19 protein-coding genes are annotated in these 18,783 nt (G+C 62.6%); 11 read left to right on the top strand and 8 right to left on the bottom strand.

Features of this window, described 5'->3' with window-relative positions:
• Nucleotides 1–7: 7 nt before the first annotated feature.
• Nucleotides 8–478, top strand: a complete 471-nt coding sequence (locus ACUJ47_RS09520) for a hypothetical protein (RefSeq protein WP_445538164.1) — start codon at nucleotides 8–10, stop codon at nucleotides 476–478.
• Nucleotides 479–528: 50 nt separating this feature from the next.
• Here the strand turns inward: ACUJ47_RS09520 and rfbC are convergent, their stop codons facing one another.
• The 3 genes from rfbC to ACUJ47_RS09505 form a co-directional block, all read right to left on the bottom strand.
• Entirely contained in the window at nucleotides 529–1,101 is a 573-nt protein-coding gene (rfbC, locus tag ACUJ47_RS09515) for a dTDP-4-dehydrorhamnose 3,5-epimerase (RefSeq protein ID WP_445538163.1), read from the bottom strand.
• Nucleotides 1,098–1,979, bottom strand: a complete 882-nt coding sequence (gene rfbA / locus ACUJ47_RS09510; protein ID WP_445538162.1) for a glucose-1-phosphate thymidylyltransferase RfbA — start codon at nucleotides 1,977–1,979, stop codon at nucleotides 1,098–1,100. Before rfbA ends, rfbC begins: the two co-directional genes overlap by 4 nt.
• Nucleotides 1,980–2,148: 169 nt before the next feature.
• Complete coding sequence (locus ACUJ47_RS09505; protein WP_445538161.1) at nucleotides 2,149–3,381, bottom strand: O-antigen ligase family protein; 1,233 nt, start codon at nucleotides 3,379–3,381, stop codon at nucleotides 2,149–2,151.
• Between the two features lie 142 nt (nucleotides 3,382–3,523).
• On the opposite strand from ACUJ47_RS09505, the gene ACUJ47_RS09500 reads away from it, so the two are divergent.
• Entirely contained in the window at nucleotides 3,524–4,534 is a 1,011-nt protein-coding gene (locus tag ACUJ47_RS09500) for a phosphatase PAP2 family protein (RefSeq protein ID WP_445538160.1), read from the top strand.
• Nucleotides 4,535–4,649: 115 nt separating this feature from the next.
• Here ACUJ47_RS09500 and fabI read toward each other — a convergent pair whose 3' ends face one another.
• Genes fabI through ACUJ47_RS09485 form a run of 3 tightly spaced genes read right to left on the bottom strand, consistent with a single transcriptional unit; the run spans nucleotide 4,650 to nucleotide 7,416 of the window.
• Nucleotides 4,650–5,474, bottom strand: a complete 825-nt coding sequence (gene fabI, locus ACUJ47_RS09495; RefSeq protein ID WP_445538159.1) for an enoyl-ACP reductase FabI — start codon at nucleotides 5,472–5,474, stop codon at nucleotides 4,650–4,652.
• Complete coding sequence (locus ACUJ47_RS09490; protein WP_445538158.1) at nucleotides 5,471–6,460, bottom strand: YihY/virulence factor BrkB family protein; 990 nt, start codon at nucleotides 6,458–6,460, stop codon at nucleotides 5,471–5,473. The genes fabI and ACUJ47_RS09490 overlap by 4 nt, the downstream gene beginning before the upstream one ends.
• Before the next feature lie 2 nt (nucleotides 6,461–6,462).
• Nucleotides 6,463–7,416 carry a DnaJ C-terminal domain-containing protein gene (locus ACUJ47_RS09485; RefSeq protein ID WP_445538157.1) on the bottom strand — a complete coding sequence of 318 codons (954 nt, stop codon included), beginning with the start codon at nucleotides 7,414–7,416 and terminating at the stop codon, nucleotides 6,463–6,465.
• A 105-nt stretch (nucleotides 7,417–7,521) separates the two neighbouring features.
• Here ACUJ47_RS09485 and pdxH point away from each other — a divergent pair, with 105 nt between their 5' ends.
• From pdxH to ACUJ47_RS09470, 3 genes are read left to right on the top strand one after another with little or no spacing between them, the layout of a single operon-like run.
• Nucleotides 7,522–8,211 carry a pyridoxamine 5'-phosphate oxidase gene (gene pdxH, locus ACUJ47_RS09480; protein ID WP_445538156.1) on the top strand — a complete coding sequence of 230 codons (690 nt, stop codon included), beginning with the start codon at nucleotides 7,522–7,524 and terminating at the stop codon, nucleotides 8,209–8,211.
• Between the two features lie 7 nt (nucleotides 8,212–8,218).
• A complete protein-coding gene (locus ACUJ47_RS09475) occupies nucleotides 8,219–9,136 on the top strand; it encodes a cation diffusion facilitator family transporter (RefSeq protein WP_445538155.1) in 918 nt (305 codons plus the stop codon).
• A gap of 3 nt (nucleotides 9,137–9,139) precedes the next feature.
• Complete coding sequence (locus ACUJ47_RS09470) at nucleotides 9,140–9,922, top strand: PhzF family phenazine biosynthesis protein (RefSeq protein ID WP_445538154.1); 783 nt, start codon at nucleotides 9,140–9,142, stop codon at nucleotides 9,920–9,922.
• Here ACUJ47_RS09470 and ACUJ47_RS09465 read toward each other — a convergent pair.
• Entirely contained in the window at nucleotides 9,915–11,051 is a 1,137-nt protein-coding gene (locus tag ACUJ47_RS09465; RefSeq protein WP_445538153.1) for a serine hydrolase domain-containing protein, read from the bottom strand. The genes ACUJ47_RS09470 and ACUJ47_RS09465 overlap by 8 nt on opposite strands.
• A gap of 35 nt (nucleotides 11,052–11,086) precedes the next feature.
• Between ACUJ47_RS09465 and ACUJ47_RS09460 the strand changes: the two genes are divergently transcribed.
• On the top strand, nucleotides 11,087–11,437 hold the full coding sequence (locus ACUJ47_RS09460; RefSeq protein ID WP_445538152.1) for a hypothetical protein: 351 nt from the start codon (nucleotides 11,087–11,089) through the stop codon (nucleotides 11,435–11,437).
• Between the two features lie 22 nt (nucleotides 11,438–11,459).
• Here the strand turns inward: ACUJ47_RS09460 and mnmA are convergent, their stop codons facing one another.
• Nucleotides 11,460–12,614: a tRNA 2-thiouridine(34) synthase MnmA gene (gene mnmA, locus ACUJ47_RS09455; protein WP_445538151.1), complete on the bottom strand. Its 1,155-nt coding sequence runs from the start codon at nucleotides 12,612–12,614 to the stop codon at nucleotides 11,460–11,462.
• Between the two features lie 149 nt (nucleotides 12,615–12,763).
• Between mnmA and ACUJ47_RS09450 the strand changes: the two genes are divergently transcribed.
• The 5 genes from ACUJ47_RS09450 to ACUJ47_RS09430 all read left to right on the top strand — a co-directional run bounded on the left by ACUJ47_RS09450 (nucleotide 12,764) and on the right by ACUJ47_RS09430 (nucleotide 18,685).
• Complete coding sequence (locus ACUJ47_RS09450; RefSeq protein WP_445538150.1) at nucleotides 12,764–13,069, top strand: hypothetical protein; 306 nt, start codon at nucleotides 12,764–12,766, stop codon at nucleotides 13,067–13,069.
• Nucleotides 13,070–13,369, top strand: a complete 300-nt coding sequence (gene sciP / locus ACUJ47_RS09445; protein ID WP_445538149.1) for a CtrA inhibitor SciP — start codon at nucleotides 13,070–13,072, stop codon at nucleotides 13,367–13,369. It abuts the gene before it with no gap.
• Between the two features lie 144 nt (nucleotides 13,370–13,513).
• Nucleotides 13,514–13,780 carry a GlsB/YeaQ/YmgE family stress response membrane protein gene (locus ACUJ47_RS09440; protein ID WP_445538148.1) on the top strand — a complete coding sequence of 89 codons (267 nt, stop codon included), beginning with the start codon at nucleotides 13,514–13,516 and terminating at the stop codon, nucleotides 13,778–13,780.
• Between the two features lie 228 nt (nucleotides 13,781–14,008).
• A complete protein-coding gene (locus tag ACUJ47_RS09435) occupies nucleotides 14,009–15,202 on the top strand; it encodes an efflux RND transporter periplasmic adaptor subunit (RefSeq protein WP_445538147.1) in 1,194 nt (397 codons plus the stop codon).
• Between the two features lie 15 nt (nucleotides 15,203–15,217).
• A complete protein-coding gene (locus ACUJ47_RS09430) occupies nucleotides 15,218–18,685 on the top strand; it encodes an efflux RND transporter permease subunit (protein WP_445538146.1) in 3,468 nt (1,155 codons plus the stop codon).
• Nucleotides 18,686–18,783: the final 98 nt, after the last annotated feature.

The raw sequence follows: 18,783 nt of genomic DNA, 5'->3' as shown, positions 1-18,783 counted from the left end.
TAGAAATATGTTGGTTCAAAAATATCTGGTTTGCGTATTCATAGCGGTAGCTACAGCCGGTCTCGCTGGTTGTCGCGCTGATGTTAATCGGGAAGATGTGGGTCCCGGCGACGAAGTGTCAGTTCGCAGCGTCGAATTCGGGGAAGCCGAAAGGCGCGCCGCCAAGCTTCTTTCGATAGGCAATCTCGGTACTTCTCCGACGAACGAGGATCCGGCCGTGCGGGCACTCGTATGTGCTGACGCAATCACGGCAATCATGTCAAAACTTAGCGAGAGCAGGGTGCTGACTGGCGCACAACTCTCCGCGATTGAGGAAGCTGCCCGGATATATCGGGACCGGGCGCTTGAGGGCGGCGTTCTGGCTGCTGCGAATTCAGGCGACCGGCTGGCTGAGCAAGATGAAACGGACGGCCAGGCGCAGGATGAAGGGCTGCAGGCGCGGATAGCGATCGGCTGCCTGCGCGACTTCGACATCTAACCCGCCCAATTGGGCGCTGCGCACCCCGCTCGCCAAAACAGCCGAAGGTTTCAGTAGCGGGTTCGGTATTCGAATGGGGAATCGAAATCCGCGAAAGATGGCGCGACCTCATCTTTCTCTGACAATACGGGAGCGCCCCCAGTATCGGGCCAGGCAATACCCAGATCCTTGTCAGCCCAAAAGATGGACCCTTCGTGCTCGCGGGAATAGGGTGCTGACACCTTGTACAGCACCTCGGTATCGGGCTCCAATGTCATGAAACAATGGGCGAACCCCACCGGAACATAGAGCTGGTTCAGCACGGTCGCTGACAATTCGATACCCACCCACTCGCCATAAGTCGGTGAGCCCTTTCGAATGTCCACTGCGACATCGAAGATCGCTCCACGAAGCACCCGGACCAGCTTTGCTTGGGCCACAGGCGGGACCTGGAAATGAAGCCCGCGCACGGTCCCAACCTGAGCCGAATATGACTGATTGTCCTGGATCCAATCTGCTGCGATGCCTTCAGCTTCAAACAGGCCTTGCTTGAAGACTTCGGAGAAATAGCCACGATAATCGCCGAATTTCTCGGGCTGGACCTCAATGATTTCAGGAATGGCATGGCGAATGAATTTCGTCATGAGGTCTTCATCGCAATCTTGCGCAGGTAATCTGCATAGCCAGTCTTCCCTAAAGCGCTTGCGCGCGCCAGGACCGCTTCGGCACCAAGCCAGCCTTGCTCGAACGCTATCTCCTCAGGGCAGGCAATCTTGATGCCGGTCCGATGCTCGATTGTTTTCACGAAACTCGCTGCCTCGTGAAGGCTGTCGTGAGTGCCCGTATCGAGCCATGCAAATCCGCGCCCCAGACGGGTTGTGTGCAGATCGCCTCGATTCAAATAGGCCAGATTAACGTCGGTAATCTCCAACTCACCCCTCGCGCTAGGGCGAACTTGGCGCGCTATGTCGACCACGTCCTGGTCATAGAAATATAACCCGGTGACTGCCCAGTTCGACTTTGGCTGGGCAGGTTTCTCCTCGATACTCAACGCGCGTCCAGTAGCATCTTCAAACTCGACGACGCCATATCGCTGCGGGTCATCTACGTGATACGCGAAAACATTGGCGCCTCCATTTGCAGCTTCTTCTGCTGCCAGCTTGCATTTCTCTCCCAGTTTCTCGCCATGGTAGATGTTGTCGCCCAGGATTAACGCACTTGGATGTCCCGCGATGAAGCTCTCCCCGATCAGAAAGGCCTCAGCCAATCCATTCGGCTGCGCCTGTTCGGCGTACGAAAAATCCGTGCCAAAGGCAGAGCCATCGCCCAGCAAGTCGCGGAACAGGGGAAGATCGCGCGGCGTCGAAATCACAAGAATTTCGCGGATCCCGGCCAGCATTAGGACAGACAGCGGATAATAGATCATCGGCTTGTCGTAGACTGGCAGCAATTGCTTAGAGATGGATAGTGTCGCCGGATAGAGTCGTGTGCCGCTTCCGCCGGCAAGAATGATGCCTTTCACAAATGCTTCCTAATTTAGATTTCAGGATTGGATCGGGCGCTTATCAGCGCTTCGCTTTGATGTCACGATGATCTGCCTGTGCAGTAATATCGCGCTGCGACATGATTTGGCATGCCTGCAATTCTACCAGAGGTGTGTTCGAAGCAGATCAGTAAATTGCTCGCTGAATCTATCCAGCCACTGCTGGTCTGTTCTGGTTTTCGGCAGAGCTTAAAAGTGCGAAGAAGGTTACGGCAAGCAAAGTGGAGAAAGGATAGAAGAGCCCACCATCGACGAGCGCGTGGATGCAAACTGTCGCAAGCCCGGCAAGAGGAAGCAGCACTTGACCAGGCTGGCGATGGAGCGCGTTCAGGATATTTGCGGCGAACGAGCAAGCCGTTGCCGCCAGAATTACAGATCCGACCATTCCCCAGTGGAGTAGTAATTGAAGACCGATGTTGTGAGGTTGGTAGTAGGCTTTCGATATTTCATAAGTGGGAACCTCGCTTAGGAGGATCGGGCCATATCCAAAAGCCGGGCTCTGTTTTATGGCGCTCGCAGCCAAAGCCCAGATCGCTCCGCGACCTTGGATTATTTCCAGCTCATCCTGGCCGATGTCAAAGATCCACCGGCTGACGAGAGGCGGCCAAGGTAGCGATGGCAGAACCTCTGAAATAATGATCAGAAAGGCGGTTGCGACAATCAAAGCTGCAATTCTGGCGCGGTGGACCGCTTGGCCGCGCCAGGCCAAGTAGACAGCAGTGATCGTCAGGCCGGCAAGCAGGGCTGCTATGCCCCCCCTTGAACCGGTATAGATCAAGTAGAACGCGGCGAGTGAAAAGCACAACAGCCATATTGGCGCGCGATCTCGCCCGGTCACGAACTGCAAGGCCATGACTGCGGCGACCGGGGCGAGCAGATAGCCCAAATGGCGGACATTCCCAAACGCCGGAATGCTCATGCGGGCGATGTTTTCGGGCCAAACAATCCATGCGACGAGAAACGCACAGACATGAATTCCCGCCGTGAAGCCCAGCACCGGCCAAATCGACTCCGACTTATCAGTGCCTACGTTCTGAAAGAAGGCCAGCAGCGCAACAAAGAACAGCGCATGGAGGACCCAGGAGACCACGAGAGAGTGAGCAGAAGGTATGGGTGACGTGACAGAGACAATGATAATGTAGGCAATCAGCGAACCGATCAGACCGCGCTGGAGGTTGCTGAGTGGTGCAATGAAGCCGCGAGCGCCGACCTGAAGCAGGACCGCAATTATGAAGTATACCTGCAAACCTGCCACGGGCAGCTGCAGGACCTCGATCACCCCTGCGGGTGGCCTGAACCCGTAAACGAGGAACGCCAGCGAGGACATCATCACGATGTTCAGCCTGAACATAGGACTGTGGAACCAGGCCTTCACATTCATTCGCACGCTCCAAGAGTGACTTGCTCCAGCTACACCATTATTCGTTAACGATCTTTCTCTACCTTTTGCGCCGTCGGAGATGGAGGGCACCTAATCTCGGGCGTAGAAATAGCGACCACTTGCGATTAGGGAAAAGCCGTAAATGCGCTTCAAACCGAGACGATCTGCAAAAGCGCATCTCGGCCAGTTCTGGCTCGAGATCGCAATCGCTGCCTCGTTCGTGGTGGCCATGCTCGCGATTGCGGCGACAACCGGCTTGCCCGTCCATACACCCAGCGCATCTTCAGCCATGGCGATCGGGATGCACTACCTCTATCCCTTCGTGGCCGTTGCGTTGTTTTTCTCGCTTGCCAGCCTGTTTGGGGCGAAGCGTCACCTTGCCGTCGTCGTCGTCGCCCTTGCGGCCTATGCGATCGTTCTGTGGGCGCACTTCAACGTTAAGCTATGGTCTCATTACCTGAACCCGAACTCGTTCGACGCGTTCTATTGGATGACCGACCAATGGATCAGGCCACTGATCGATCTATGCATTGGGGCGACGGGTTGGCTCGTATCGCTTCATCCCCTGATGGACCGCTTCTATGTCCTCAGCTTCGTCCTCCTTTTCGTGATCAGCTTCACTGTCCACGCGATCAACTGCCCGAGGGAGTTCAGGGAAGTCTTTATCGCCGCGTTGCTTCTGCAAGGCTTAGGCGGCTTAGCCTATTCGCTCTTGCCGGCCGTTGGACCGTTTATCTACGAAACAGGCCCCGTCGATCACATCACACAGTCGCAGTTGGGCATGTATGCAGCCTATCAGCAGATGATGGCAGGAGGCATTCCCTGGTTCGAGGTCAATGGGCAACGGTATTTCGTCGCCGGTCTTGGCGCCATGCCATCATTGCATTCGGCGAGTACCTACCTCTTCGCGTTCTTCATCTGGAAGTATGATCGCAAGTTGATCGTGGTTTATGGGCCGATCCTTGTTCTGATCCTCATCATGGCGATCGGAACGCGCTGGCATTACGCCATTGATCTTCCGGTCGGGATTGCGCTGGCGCAATTCTGCATCTGGGCGTCTCCTCGACTGATCCGCTGGTCTGAGGGGTTTGGCAATGAGCGCCTTGATGCGCCTTCGGCAGGCGGCACCCTCGCAATTGATGATACCCGCTAGCTATCGGTTATCCGGCCCGACTGCACTATTGGGTGAAATATGCCATGGCGCCCTCATGCCAGGGCACACACTGGTGACCGAACGCTAGATGTCGCTCAAGTTATACTGCGCGCGCTCACCCCAGCGCGATATCCGGCGCGTCTTCCTGCTTCATGCCCACCACGTGATAGCCGCCATCGACATGGTGCGTCTCGCCGGTCACGCCCGATGACAGGTCGGACAGGAAATAGAGCCCCGCACCGCCGACATCCTCGATCGTGACATTGCGCCGCAGCGGCGAATTGTACTCGTTCCATTTGAGGATGTAGCGGAAATCGCCGATCCCGCTCGCCGCCAGCGTCTTGATCGGCCCGGCACTGATCGCGTTCACGCGGATGTTCCGCGGGCCAAGGTCGTTGGCGAGATATTTCACGCTGGTCTCGAGTGCGGCCTTGGCCACGCCCATTACGTTATAGTGCGGCACGACCTTTTCCGCGCCGTAATAGGTCAGCGTCAGGATCGAGCCGCCGCCGCTACCGTCTTCCTGCAGGGGCGGCATCATTTCGGCCGCGCGCTTCGCCACCGCGACCAACGAATAGGCCGAGATGTTCATCGTCATCAGGAAGTTTTCGAGGCTGGTGTCGACATAAAGGCCGCGCAGCTCGGTCTTGTCCGAATAGCCGATCGCATGGACCACGAAGTCGAGCCGGTCCCAGCGCGCCTTGAGCGCGTCGAATGCGGCATCGAGCGCCACCATGTCCGACACGTCGCATTCGATCAGGAAATCGCTGCCCAGCTGTTCCGCCAGCGGGCGCACGCGCTTCTCCAGCGCTTCCCCCTGGTAGGAAAAGGCCAGTTCGGCCCCTTGCTCGGCAAGCTTCCTGGCGATGCCCCAGGCCAGCGACTTGTCATTGGCAAGCCCCATGATGAGCCCGCGCTTCCCCTTCATCAGGCCGCTCATGTCCCGTCCTCCTCTTGCTGCTCGTCTGCGTCGGCCGTTGCTTCCTCTTCCTCGGGAGTCACGGCCAGCGCTGCGTTGAGTTCAGCGCCGATAACCATTCCTAACCCAATCAGCCAGAAAAAGAACAGCGCGATCATGATCCCGGCAAGGCTGCCGTAAGTCAGGTTGTAAGTGAAGAAACTGCGCAACACCGGGGGCAGCGCGGCGGTCACTACGATCCACCACAGCGTGACCACGGCGACACCCGGCCATTTGGGATAGCGGCGCCCGCGATAGGCGGTGGGCGTGAGCGTGAAGAACAGCATGTAGAGCGAGCCGAACAGCACCAGCGCCGGAACCAGCCGCGAGAGCCGCAGTTCGGCGACCGATCCGGCAAGCTCTGGATAGCGTGCCTGGATGATCTGTTCGGTTGCACCGATCACGACCTGTGCGAACAGCGCCACCACCAGCAAGACGACCGCCGCCAAGGTGAAACCGGTCGAGATCAGGCGATACTTCCAGAAGGCGCGAGTGGGCTGAGTGCCATAGGCGCGCCGCAGAATGTCGCGGATGGTCTCGACCAGGCTCGAGACGGTCCACAATGCGACGATCGCACCGACCCACAGCAGCAGGCCGCTGCGCGCCGCCATCACATCGCGCGCGACCGGTTCGATCGTTCGCGCCACTGTGGGCGGCATCGCTATCACGATGGTGTCCACCAGCGCATCCTGGTGCGAGGCGTCGCCGATCAGCGCGAACAGCGCGGCGCCAAGGATGAAGAAGGGAAAGATTGCCAGCATCGCGAGATAGGCGAGGTTGCCGGCATGGATGAAACCGTCGTTGAAAGTGCCGATCGCGGTGCGCTGGACGACGCGGAAAGCGCGCGTGCCCGGCCCCATATGATACAGCACCCTGCCGTGCAGCGATTTGGCTTCCTCTCGCCGGGCCTCGGGCGAAAGCGAGTGGATTTCGTGCTCTTCCAGTTGCGGAAGCTCGAAATGGGACAAGCTCAAACCCCCAGGCTAGCGCGCGGATTGCTCCCATCCTGCCAGCCTTCGAGCCGCTTGGCCAGTTCCTCGGCATCTTCGGGCAGCTGGATTTCGAGCGTTACCAGCTGGTCACCGCGCGCCCCGGACTTGGTGCTCCAGCCCTTGCCCTTCAGCCGCATCACCGTTCCGCCATGGGTGCCGGGCTTGATCGTGAGCATCACCGGCCCATCGACCGTGGGGCATTTCACTTGCGCACCGCGCAGCGCTTCGTCGAGCGTCACCGGCAGGTCGAGCCGGATATTGTCACCCTCGCGCGAATAGAAGGGGTGGCTCCCCACGGACACCGTGACGATTCCGTCGCCCGCGCCGCCTGACCCCTGTTGCCCCTTGCCCTTGAGGCGCATCTGCGTGCCGTCTTCGACCCCGGCAGGGAGCTTGAGGTCGATCGTCTTGCCGTCTGCCAGTGCGATGCGCTGGTCCTTGCGCGCAGCCGCATCGACGAAGGACACCGCTAGGCGATAGGCAATGTCGGCGCCCTTCTGCGGCGGAGGCGGGCGGCGCTGGCTGCCGAAGCCGCCGCCCATTCCGCTCGACCGACGCGCGCCGCCGCCACCGAACAGGCCTTCGAAAAGGTCGCTCAAGTCCATGTCGCCATTGCCGAAGCCCTGGAAGTCCTCCGCGCGGAAATTTCCACCCTGGCCGCCCCCGCCGCCGCGGAAGCCGCCCCCCATTCCGGCGAAGGGATTGGCGGGATTGCCTTCGGCGTCGATTTCGCCGCGATCGAATTGCGCGCGCTTGTCCTTGTCGCTCAGCAAATCATAGGCCTTGGTAACGTCGGAGAAGCGCTCCGCCGCGTCGGGCTTGTCCTTGTTGCGGTCGGGATGCAGCTCCTTGGCGAGCTTGCGATAGGCGCTCTTGATCTCCGCTTCGGAAGCGGTGCGCGCGACGCCAAGGGTCTTATACGGATCGGCCATAGCGTGTTAGCTAGTTATGACAGCGCAAAGAGGCAAGCGGGTTGGCCGCTATGTGCCAAGGAAGGGCGAATTTCGGCTGTTCCACCGCTTCGCCCCTTGAGGGCGATGGATTCTCCCCCTACCGCTTGGCCGATCGAGGACGATTTACAGGAACCTGCCGCCGTGCCCGAACCCACCGCCGACCAGCTCGCCCGACTTGCATCGAGCGAAATCCCCGAAGGCGATCCGCTTGCGCTGTTCGAAGCGTGGTTCGAAGAAGCGAAGCGGGCCGAGCCGAACGACGCCAATGCCATGGCGCTTGCCACCGCCACGCCTGAGGGTGCGCCGTCGGTGCGGATGGTGCTGCTCAAGGGGCACGGGTCAGACGGGTTCACCTTCTATACCAATGCCGACAGCCGCAAGGGGCGCGAAATCCGCGCCAATATGCAGGCTGCGCTGCTGTTTCACTGGAAGAGCTTGCGGCGGCAAATCCGCATCGAAGGCCCGCTGACCGAGGTTTCCGGCGACATGGCCGATGCCTATTTCCATTCGCGCCCCTTCGTCAGCCAGGTCGGCTCGGCCGCGTCCGACCAGTCGCGCCCGCTCGACAGTCGTTCGACCTATATCCACCGGGTCGAACAGCTCGAGGATGCCTGCAAGCAGGCTGGCGAAGTGCCCCGCCCGCCGCATTGGACCGGCTTCACGCTCGCTCCCACGCGGATCGAATTCTGGCGCGATCGCGCCAATCGCCTGCATGATCGCCGACAGTTCAACCGCGTGGATGGCGGCTGGACCAACACCTTGCTTTATCCATGAGCCGCGCATGACCAAGGCATCGCTCACTCGCAGCGCGGCTTATGCCTCGATAGCGACCGCGCTGTTCCTGGTCGGGTTGAAGCTGTGGGCCAGCTGGCAAACGGGTTCGACCGCGATGCTCGGCAGCCTTGCCGACACCACGCTCGACCTCATCGCCAGCCTTGCGACATTGCTCGGCGTGTGGATCGCATCGCACCCGGCGGACGAAAACCACCGCTTCGGACATGGCAAGGCCGAGGCGTTGGCGGCAATCTTCCAGGTGATGCTGATCACGCTTTCGGCAGGCGGGATCGCCCTGCGTGCGGTCACGCGCCTCGTCGAAGGGGGGGAGACCGCCGCGGCGAATGAAGGCATTGCCGTCTCGCTCATCGCGATCGCAGCCACCTTCGCGCTGCTTGCCTGGCAACGCCATGTGATCCGCAAGACCGGCTCGGTCGCAATCAAGACCGACCATGTCCATTACCAGTCAGACATTCTGCTCAACCTCTCGGTGATCGCCGCATTGGTGATCGACCAGCATCTGGGCTTCGGTGCGGCAGACCCGCTGTTCGGCTTGGGGATCGCCCTCTGGCTGGCCTGGGGGGCTTGGCGCGCCGGGGGCGAAGCGATGGACCATTTGATGGACCGCGAGTGGCCCGACGAACGGCGCGACGAATTCCTCGCTGTGCTCGCCCGGCATCCCGATATCCGCGGAGTGCACGATTTGCGCACCCGCACCAGCGGCGCCGACGATTTCGTGCAGTTCCATATGGCGGTCGATCCGCAGCTGACGGTGCTCGAAGCGCATGCATTGATGGATGAGGTGGAGGAGCGGATCGCGCGCGAATTCCCCGGGGTCGAAGTGCTGATCCATCCCGATCCGGAGGGGCTGGTCAATGAAGAGGGCGTGGCCGCCGAGGAACTGCTGCCCGATCGCGCAGGCTGAAGCTTGGGCGCGACGGCCTGCCACTGCGTCGATGCATTCGTCGGCCCCGGCTGCAAAGGCAACCGCGCTGCGGTCGTCCTGCTCGAGACTCCGATGGATGAGGCCGCGATGCAGGCGGCGGCGCATGGCTTTGGCGAGCCAGCCACCGCCTTCGTGCAATTAACGGGTGTCGAGGGGGCGCATCCGGTCCGCTGGTTCGCGCCCGATCGCGAGATTGCGCTGTGCGGGCATGGCACGCTCGCGGCGGGGCATGTGCTGCTTGCGGGGGCCGAGGGTGATGCCGTCACCTTGCGGACAGGAGCTGGACGCGAAGTCAAAATCCGCAGGCTGCCGGGCGCGGCGCGCTACGAGATTGCCCTGCCAGCGATCCGGACCGAATCGCGCGACTGGCCCGAACTTGCGGCGGCGCTGGGCAGTGAGCCAGCCGAGATCCGCTGGAACCCGGCGGGCTATGCGCTGGCGCTGTTCGCAAGCCCGCAGGAGATTGCCGCACTTGCCCCGGACCCGGAGGCCTTGGCGCGGCTCGGCAACCTTCAGGCCACTGCAAGCGCTGCCGGATCGCTTGCCGACGCAAGCGCCGACATCACCAGCCGGGTCTTTTCGCGTGGTGGGCGCGAGGATGCCGCGACCGGGTCGGCGCATGCGGCGCTGGCGCTCTATTGGAGCGAAAGGCTCGGGTGCGAGCAGTTCGCCGCCCATCAGGCGAGCGCGCGCGGCGGGTGGTTCGAATGCCGGATCGAAGGAAACAGAGTCTGGCTCGGCGGGCGGTGCGCCGATATTACCTGACGGGATAGAGTTCGATCACGTCTGCGAGTTGCTGCAGCATCGCGATCCGCTCTTCGGTGTTCGAATGGCCCAGACGCACCACGGTCAGCCGCTGCTGCGGCGACACGATGACATATTGGCCCATATGGCCGATCAGCGAAAACAGGCTGGCGGGCGCGCGATCGGGGAAGAGCGGGTGCTCCTCCTCGGGGTCGTCGAGCGGCCGGTTGAGCCAGGTCTGGAAGCCGTATTGCGGCGAGCGCGGACTGGGCGTCACCATCTGCTCGACCCACCGGCTCGGCACCAGCTGCTCGCCGCCGGGGCCCGTCCCCTTGCGGCGCAGGAATTCGCCGAGCCTCGCCCAATCGCGCGCAGTGCCATGGATCAGCGATCCGCCGATCAGCGTGCCCGAAGCGTCGAATTCGGGCACCATGCTGGTCATCCCCAGCGGCGCGAACAGCCGCGCTTCGAGGAAATCGGCGACCGCGCGACGGCGAATCTCCGGGTCTTCGCTGTCGGTCAAAGCGCGTGCGGCGATGTCGGCCAGGATCACGCTGGTGTTGGAGGAATATTCGAACTTTGCGCCCGGTTCCGCCTCTAGCGGCTGTTCCTCCGCCCAGCGCGCCATGTCGTCGCGCCCGTCGAGGAACAGCATCCGCACTTCGGAGGATTCGTAGGGCGGGTCGCCCGCTTCGGTATGGCGCAAGCCGCTGCGCATCTGCAGCAATTGGCGCAGAGTGATCTCGCCGCGCGCATCGCCCGGGCGATGCCACAGTTCGACCGGCGCGCGCTCGTCGAGCCGCAGCCTGCCATCGGCCACCAGCATGCCGATCATCACGGCAGTCACCGTCTTGGCCATCGACCAGCTGACGAAGCGCGTGTCTGGGCCATAGCCCGGCGCGTAGCGTTCGGCCGCGAGTTTGCCGTTCTGCATCACCACCAGTGCGCGGGTTTCGCCCAGCCCTTCGCGCGTGAACAGATCGTCGACTTCGCTCGCCAGTTCGTTTGTGGGCGCACCGGCGTCCGCCGTCACCGCGGCAAGTGCATCCTCGCTCAGCGGTGCCGGTTCCTGCGGAACATCGCCGCACGAAGAGAGGGCTGGCAGCAGCGCGAGTGTGGCGATAGGAAGCAGCGACCGCAGGGTGTTCATGGCGCCCTCACTCGCGCAAGCAGACAGGATTGGCAATGGCAAAAGCCCGCACCTCCAGGCCCGGATCGCGCAGAAGCCGCGGCTGGTGGATCATGGCGATCACGCTCGCCGCGCTGGCAGCGGCTGGCTGGTATTATTACCCGCCAGCGAAGGCCTATGCCCACACCGCCACCGCCTATTCTGCGCGCGTGGCGTGCTCGTGCCGCTTCGTCGCGGGGCGCAGCCTTGAGGATTGCAAGAAGGACAAGCTCGAAGGCATGGAGTTCGTCACTCTGGTGGACGATCCTTCGACCCGCACGGTGACGGCGCGCTTTCCGCTGATCGCGGTCGACCATGCGACCTTTCGCGAAGGCTTCGGCTGCGTTCTCGAAAAGTGGGAAGACTGATCGACGCGTCGCGGCGCAGTGTTCAGGCCGCGCTTTCGGTATCCGCGATCCAGCCGCCGCCGACCACGCGCTCGTCGGCATAGATCACCGCCGCCTGCCCGGGCGCGACGCCATATTCGGGCTCGGCAAAGCGAATCACAGTGCTTGCGCCGTCGCCCAGCGGCCCTTCGAGCGTCACCGGCACCGGCTTCGCCAGGCTGCGAACTTTCGCAGTGAGCGGCGCGTCGGGCAGCGGGCCGATGCGATTGGTTTCGATCAGCGTGGCGGCGGAAACCGCCAGCATCCGTTTGGGGCCTACCCGCACTTCGGCAGCGTCGGCATCAAGCCCGACGACATAGAGCGGTTCGGGCTGCCCACCGATCTCGAGCCCGCGGCGCTGGCCCACCGTGTAGTGAATGATGCCCTTGTGTTCGCCCAGCACTTCGCCGGTTGAAGAATGGACGATCTTGCCCGGCCGCGCGCCTTCGGGCCGCATCTTCTTCACGATCCGGGCATAGTCGCCATCGGGCACGAAGCAGATGTCCTGGCTGTCGGGCTTGGCGGCATTGCGCAGCCCGGCCTGCTCGGCCAGTTCGCGCACCTGGCTCTTGGGCAGGCCGCCCAAGGGGAAGCGCAAGTAGTCGAGCTGGTCCTCGGTCGTCGCATAGAGGAAGTAGGACTGGTCGCGCGCGGGGTCGAGCGCGCGGTGGAGTTCCGGCCCTGCCGCGCCCATTGCGCGCCGCACGTAATGCCCGGTCGCGAGGCAGTCCGCGCCCAGCTCGCGCGCCATGCGGAACAGGTCGGTGAACTTGGGCCCCATGTTGCAGCGGATGCAGGGAACGGGAGTGCGGCCCGCGAGATATTCGTCCGCGAACTGCTCGACCACTTCTTCGCGAAAGGCGCTTTCATGGTCGAACACGTAATGCGCAATGCCAAGCCGGTCGGCCACCGCGCGCGCGTCGCGGATATCGTCGCCCGCGCAGCAGGCGCCCTTGCGCCCCGTCGCCGCGCCATAATCGTAAAGCTGCAGCGTGATGCCGATCACTTCGGCTCCGCTCGCTGCGGCCAGCGCCGCAACGACCGACGAATCGACTCCGCCGCTCATAGCCACGACGATGCGGCTTTCGCCCGCCGGTTTCGGCAGGTCGAACAGGGCCTCGGGCGATAGCCCGGCCGCAAGATTGGCCGCTATGGTCATGATCGATGCGCCCCTTACACGCCTCGCACGCGCCAATCCAGCACTGCGTCAGCTGCGCCAAACAGCGTAAATCCGGCGGATGTAATCCTAAACGGGGCGTAAACCCGGGCTTTACCCGTTCTTGACGCCCTCGCGTGTATCCATGCTGCATGATGTTCGACAATCGACTCACCATTCCCGATTCCTCGGGCGCGTCGCGCGGCAAGGCCCTGCGCGCTTTCGGCTGGCCGGAACTGACCGCGCGGATCAATGCCGCGCGCGACCTGCGCCGAGTGCTGGAGCGGGACAATTTCCTGACATCGGCCAGCTTTTCCGACGCGGCGGCAGGTTATTTCTCTTCAGGAGAACAGGGAAAACCGGACGTTAACCCTCATGCTTTAACAGGCCGAAAAGCTTGCGAAGGCATGGAGAATTTCGCCGACGGTGAAACGGCAACAGGCGACCGAGAGATATAGATGATTGAAAACCAAAACATCCGACCTGCTCAGGTTATCGGCCCGCTCGGGGAGCCGCTGACGATCGACGACCTTCCCGCGCCTGAAACCAAGCGTTGGGTCGTTCGCCGCAAGGCGGAAGTCGTTGCGGCCGTCAATGGCGGCTTGCTGACGATCGACGAAGTGCTCGAGCGCTACAGCCTCACGCTTGAGGAATTCGCTTCGTGGCAGCGCGCGGTCGACCGTTCGGGCATGCAGGGCCTGCGCGTCACGCGCATCCAGCACTATCGCGATCTTTACGAGCGCCAGCTCAAATACTGATTCGTTGAATCGACAATGTCACGCGGGCGGCGCGGAAGGGGATGCCCTTCCCCGCCGCTTCCTTTTTGCGCCGCCGGGCATCGAACTTGCCTAAGTGGCCCGGGCGGGGCCATAATGCGGGCTTCGAGGAAGAGGAGGCACGCAATGGGCTGGATTATCGCATTGATCGTGGGCGGGATTGCCGGCTGGCTGGCCAGCCTGGTGATGAACCGCGATGCTTCGATGGGCATCGGCTGGAACATCGTGGTCGGCTGCATCGGGTCGGTGATCGGCAATATGGTCGCGGGCCCGGTGCTCGGCATTACCGGCAGTGTGCAGGAATTCTCGCTGACCGGGCTTGCCGTTGCGGTGCTTGGGGCGGTGATCCTGCTTGGAATCGTCAATCTGATCCAGCGCGGCCGCGTGCGCTGAAGCCTCGCCGGCAGGGCGTGGCCTTGCCAGCCGATATACTGTAAATGCCGTAGGAACGCTGCGGGCTGCGCTGCTTTATATATGGCAGGCGGAACCGCCGCCCATGTTCCTCGTCGTAATACAATGTCGCTTGTCGAGCGGCGCATTGCCGCCTGTCGGGGCTCCGACTAAGAGGTATTGCACGCGGTGACTTATGGGTCTAATACACCTCGCGCAAAGGGATACGCCATGAATTATGAGACAACCGTGAGGTCCGAGACCGCCGAGGCGATTGATTCGCGATACGACCTGTCGGGCGAACGGACCCGGCCGTCGCGCCGCACGTGGCTGATTGCAGCCGCAGTGCTGATCGTCGCTGCGATCATTGCCGCCTATTTCTTCACGCGCAATGGCGAAGCGGCCACAGTGGCAGGCGGCGACGACCGTTCGCAAGCCCCGTCAGTGACGGTGATTACCGCTGGCCAGGCGACAGTCGAGGGCAGCCTCAAGACGTCGGGCGCGCTGGCCGCGCGCCGCGCCATGCCCGTGGGTGTGGTCGGCGAAGGCGGCCGCGTGGTTTCGGTGCCGGTCGAGCAGGGACAGTGGGTGCGTGCGGGTCAGGTGCTCGCTTCGATCGACCGCTCGGTGCAGTCGCAACAGGCGCGCAGCGCCGCGGCCCAGATCGACGTTGCCAAGGCGGATGCGAATCTGGCGCAGGCCAATCTCGATCGCTCGCTGCAACTGGTTGAGCGCGGCTTCGTGTCGCGCGCCGATGTCGACCGCCTCACCGCCACGCGCGATGCAGCGCGCGCTCGCGTCGCTGTCGCCGAAGCGCAGTATAACGAACTTCTCGCGCGCAATGCGCGGCTCAACATCGTGGCCCCGGCAGCGGGCCTGCTGCTCGAGCGTAATGTCGAGCCGGGCCAGACGGTGAGCGCGGGTTCGGCGCCGTTGTTCCTGATCGCCAAGGGCGGCGAGATGGAGCTGCTGGCGCGGCTGGGCGAGGAACAGCTTGCGCGGCTGGCAGTCGGCGTTTCGGCCGAAGTTGTGCCGGTCGGCAGCGACAAATCCTTCACCGGTGCCGTGTGGCAGATCGAACCGACGATCGATCCGCAGAACCGCCAGGGCACTGCGCGCATCGCGCTGGCCTATGCGCCCGAACTGCGGCCCGGCGGCTTTGCCGGTGTGACGATCAAGACCGGCCCGATCAATGCGCCGATCCTTCCCGAAAGCTCCGTGCTGAACGATTCGGACGGCAGCTTCGTCTATATCGTCGACAAGGACAGCAAGGCGCAGCGCCGCGCGGTGAAGACCGGTGTCGTCACATCCAGGGGCATCACGATCGAATCCGGTCTCGACGGGAGCGAGAAGATCGTGCTGCGCGCCGGCGGCTTCCTGACGGCAGGCGAAACGGTCAATCCCATCGTCGGCGGCGCCAAGTAAGGCAGGGGCAATCCAGTGAACTTTCGCAATCTCTCTGCCTGGTCGATCCGCAACCCGGTGATTCCGCTGGTGTTTTTCACCGCACTGTTGTTCGCCGGTGTGTTCAGCTTCATGCGGATGGATGTCGTCAACAATCCGGATATCGAATTTCCGGGTGTCAACGTCACCATTTCGCAGCCTGGCGCCGCGCCGACCGAGATCGAGAACCAGATCACCCAGCAGGTCGAATCGGCGGTGCGTTCGCTCAATGGCGTGCGCAACATCAGCTCGACCGCGCGCGAAGGTTCCTCCAACACTTTCGTCGAATTCGAGATCGGGATCGACCCGAACATCGCGGTCGCCGACGTCAAGAATGCAGTCGACACGGTTCGCGGCAGCCTGCCTGACGGGATTCTCGAACCGCGCGTGACGCGGGTCGATATCGCGGGCGGCTTCCTCGGCATCTTTGCCGTCGAAGCCAGCGACATGACGATCGAGCAGCTCAGCTGGTTCATCGACGACACGGTCGCCAAGCGGCTTCTGGCGATCGAGGGCATGGCGGAAGTCAGCCGGTTCGGCGGGGTCGATCGCGAGATCGAAGTCCTGCTCGATCCGGTGAAGATGCGCTCGCTGGGCGTGACTGCGGGCCAGCTCAATGCCGTGTTGCGCCAGTCCAACCTCGATGCCGGCGGCGGCATGGCTGAAGTCGGCGGCACGCGCCAGTCAGTGCGCGTGCTCGGCAATAATGCGAACGCCTACGAGCTTTCGCAGCGCCAGATCCAGCTCGGCGGCGGGCGTACGATCCGCCTGGCCGATGTCGCCACGGTGCGCGACGGCTATAGCGAACAGACCTCGCTCGCCACGCTCAACGGGCGCGAAGTCGTCAACTTCCGGCTGGTCCGCGCCAAGGGCGCTTCCGATGTCACCGTCTATAATGGCGCGCGCGAAGTGCTCGACCAGATCCAGAAGGACAATCCGAACGTCAAGTTCGTGCAGCTCTTCAACACAGTCAAATATACCGAGGACCAGTACCAGAGCTCGATCCGCGCCATGGTCGAAGGCGCGATCCTGGCCGTGGTGGTGGTGTTCCTGTTCCTGCGCGACTGGCGCGCCACGATGATTTCGGCGGTTGCGATCCCGCTGTCGGCGATCCCGACCTTCTGGTTCATGGATTTGCTGGGCTTCAACCTCAACTCTTTGTCACTGCTGGCCCTTGGCCTGGTGGCGGGCGTGCTGGTCGACGATGCGATCGTGGAGATCGAAAACATCGTGCGGCACATGCGAATGGGCAAGAGCGCCTATCAGGCGTCGATTGATGCGGCGGACGAGATCGGCCTGGCAGTGGTCTCGACCTCTTTCTGTATCGTCGCGGTGTTCCTGCCAGTGGGCCTGATGCCCGGCGTGTCGGGCCAGTTCTTCAAGAATTTCGGCCTGACTATCGTCGCCGCAGTGATGATGAGCCTTGCGGTCGCGCGAATGATCACGCCGATGATGGCGGCCTATTTCCTCAAGGCCAAAGGCCATGCCTCGCATGGCGAAGGGCCGTGGATGGACCGCTATATGAAGGTGCTGGAATGGTCGCTCCATCGCGGCAAGCTTGTGGCAAGCCGCGAGGGCCTTCCCGGACCAAACCACCGCTGGCTCTATGTGATCTCTTTCATCCTGCTGGTCCTGCTGCTGATCATCGGTTCGGGCGTAGTCGTGTTCAGCCTGTGGAATGTCCTGTCAGGCGTCGCGATTCACAACATGCCGGTAACGGCAGTCGGGCTCGACCCCGCACAGGGCGTCGGCTTCGTCATTGCGCGCATGCTGATGATCGTCGAGCTTGCGCTGGTCACAGCGGTCGGCTTCCTTTCGGTGCTGGCCATCCTGCGGATTTTCCGCTTTGCCACGCGCCTGCTCGGCTCGCGGATTTCCGCTACCTGGCGGTATCTGGAAGCGCGCTTCCTTGACCATCGCGTTTGGATGCTCGGGATCGGCTACTTCTCTTTCCTGCTCACCATCCTGCTGTTCATGAGCCTGCCGTTCCAGTTCGACCCCGAAGTGGATGACGACAACAGCCAGGTCGAAGTCGAGATGGTGCCGGGCACCACGCTGGCCACGACCAAACAGGTCGCAGGCGAAGTCGCCCAGCTGATGCTAGAGCAGCCCGAAGTCGAGCGGGCGCTCCAGGTTACCCGCGAAGGCAATGCCACGATCTACATGACCCTTTCGCCCGAGCGCGACCGGAAGTCGTTCGAGTTCGAGCGCGACCTTGGCACGACGCTGGCGCAGTTCCCCGATGCTCGCGTGCGTTTCCGCTCGCAGCAGGGCCCCGGCGGCGGCGGCAGCGGGCGCGATCTCACGGTCATGCTGGCAGGTTCCGACCCTGTGCTGCTCAACGACACTGCAGCCAAGATCGTCGAGGAAATGAAGGGGCTCAAATCGGTTGTAGCACCGCGCATCTCGGCCGACTTGCGCCGGCCCGAACTGATCGTCCGCCCGCGCCCAGACCTCGCGGCGGAACTCGGCGTCACCACCGCTGCATTGAGCCAGGCGATCCGCATCGCGACCATGGGCGAGATCGAGCAGAACGCAGCCAAGTTCTCGCTTTCGGATCGCCAGATTCCGATCCGCGTCAAGCTTCCGGTCTCGTCGCGGCAGGACCTCTCGACGATCGAAAACCTGCCCGTCCCGATCGCGACCGGCGGCTCGGTGCCGCTGAACCAGGTGGCCGACATCAGCTTTGGCGCCGGGCCGACCACGATCCAGCGCTACAATCAGAACCGCCGCGTGTTCATCGGCGCCGACCTTGCCCCCAACGTGTTGCGCGGCGACGCGATGGAACAGGTCAACAAGCTGCCGACGCTCAATGCCCTGCCAAGGGGTGTGATCCGCGACGCAGTGGGCGCCGACGAATTGCAGATCGAACTGCAACAGAACTTCAGCACTGCGCTGGTTGCGGGCGTGTTGCTGGTGTTTGCGGTGCTGGTGCTGCTCTACAAGCGGTTGATGAGCCCGCTGGTCAACATGACCTCGCTTGCTCTCGCTCCCTTGGGCGGCGTGTTCCTCGTCTGGCTGGTCGGCCAGCCGCTCTCGATCCCCGTTCTGATCGGCATCCTGCTATTGCTGGGGATCGTCTCGAAGAACTCGATCCTGCTGATCGATTTCGCGATCGAGGAGATGGAGACGGGTAAGCGCAAGCGCGACGCGATCATGGAAGCGGGGCACAAGCGTGCCCAGCCGATCGTGATGACGACCGTGGCGATGACGGCGGGGATGATCCCCACCGCGATCTCGATCTCGGGCGACGGCGCATGGCGCGGGCCGATGGGCACAGTGGTGATCGGCGGTCTGATCCTGTCGACGCTGCTCACGCTGCTGATCGTGCCGGCCGGCTTCAGCCTGGCCGACGGGGCAGAGAAGCGCATCGGGCCCTGGCTGCGGCATCGCTTCCTCACCTATCGTCCGGGCGACGACAAGCATGGCGGGGTCGCGCATCCGGGGGCTACGCCGGCTGAGTAATTCCGCACCAGATGTGCTAGGCGCGTGTGGATGACAGTGCACGCGCCACCCACTTCCTACCGTTTCGGCGGCGAGCCGCTCACTGCGGATCGTGCGCG

Source organism: Altererythrobacter sp. Z27 (assembly GCF_052683155.1).
Note: the sequence above shows the minus strand (reverse complement) of the source record. Positions and strands in the feature narration are given on the sequence as shown.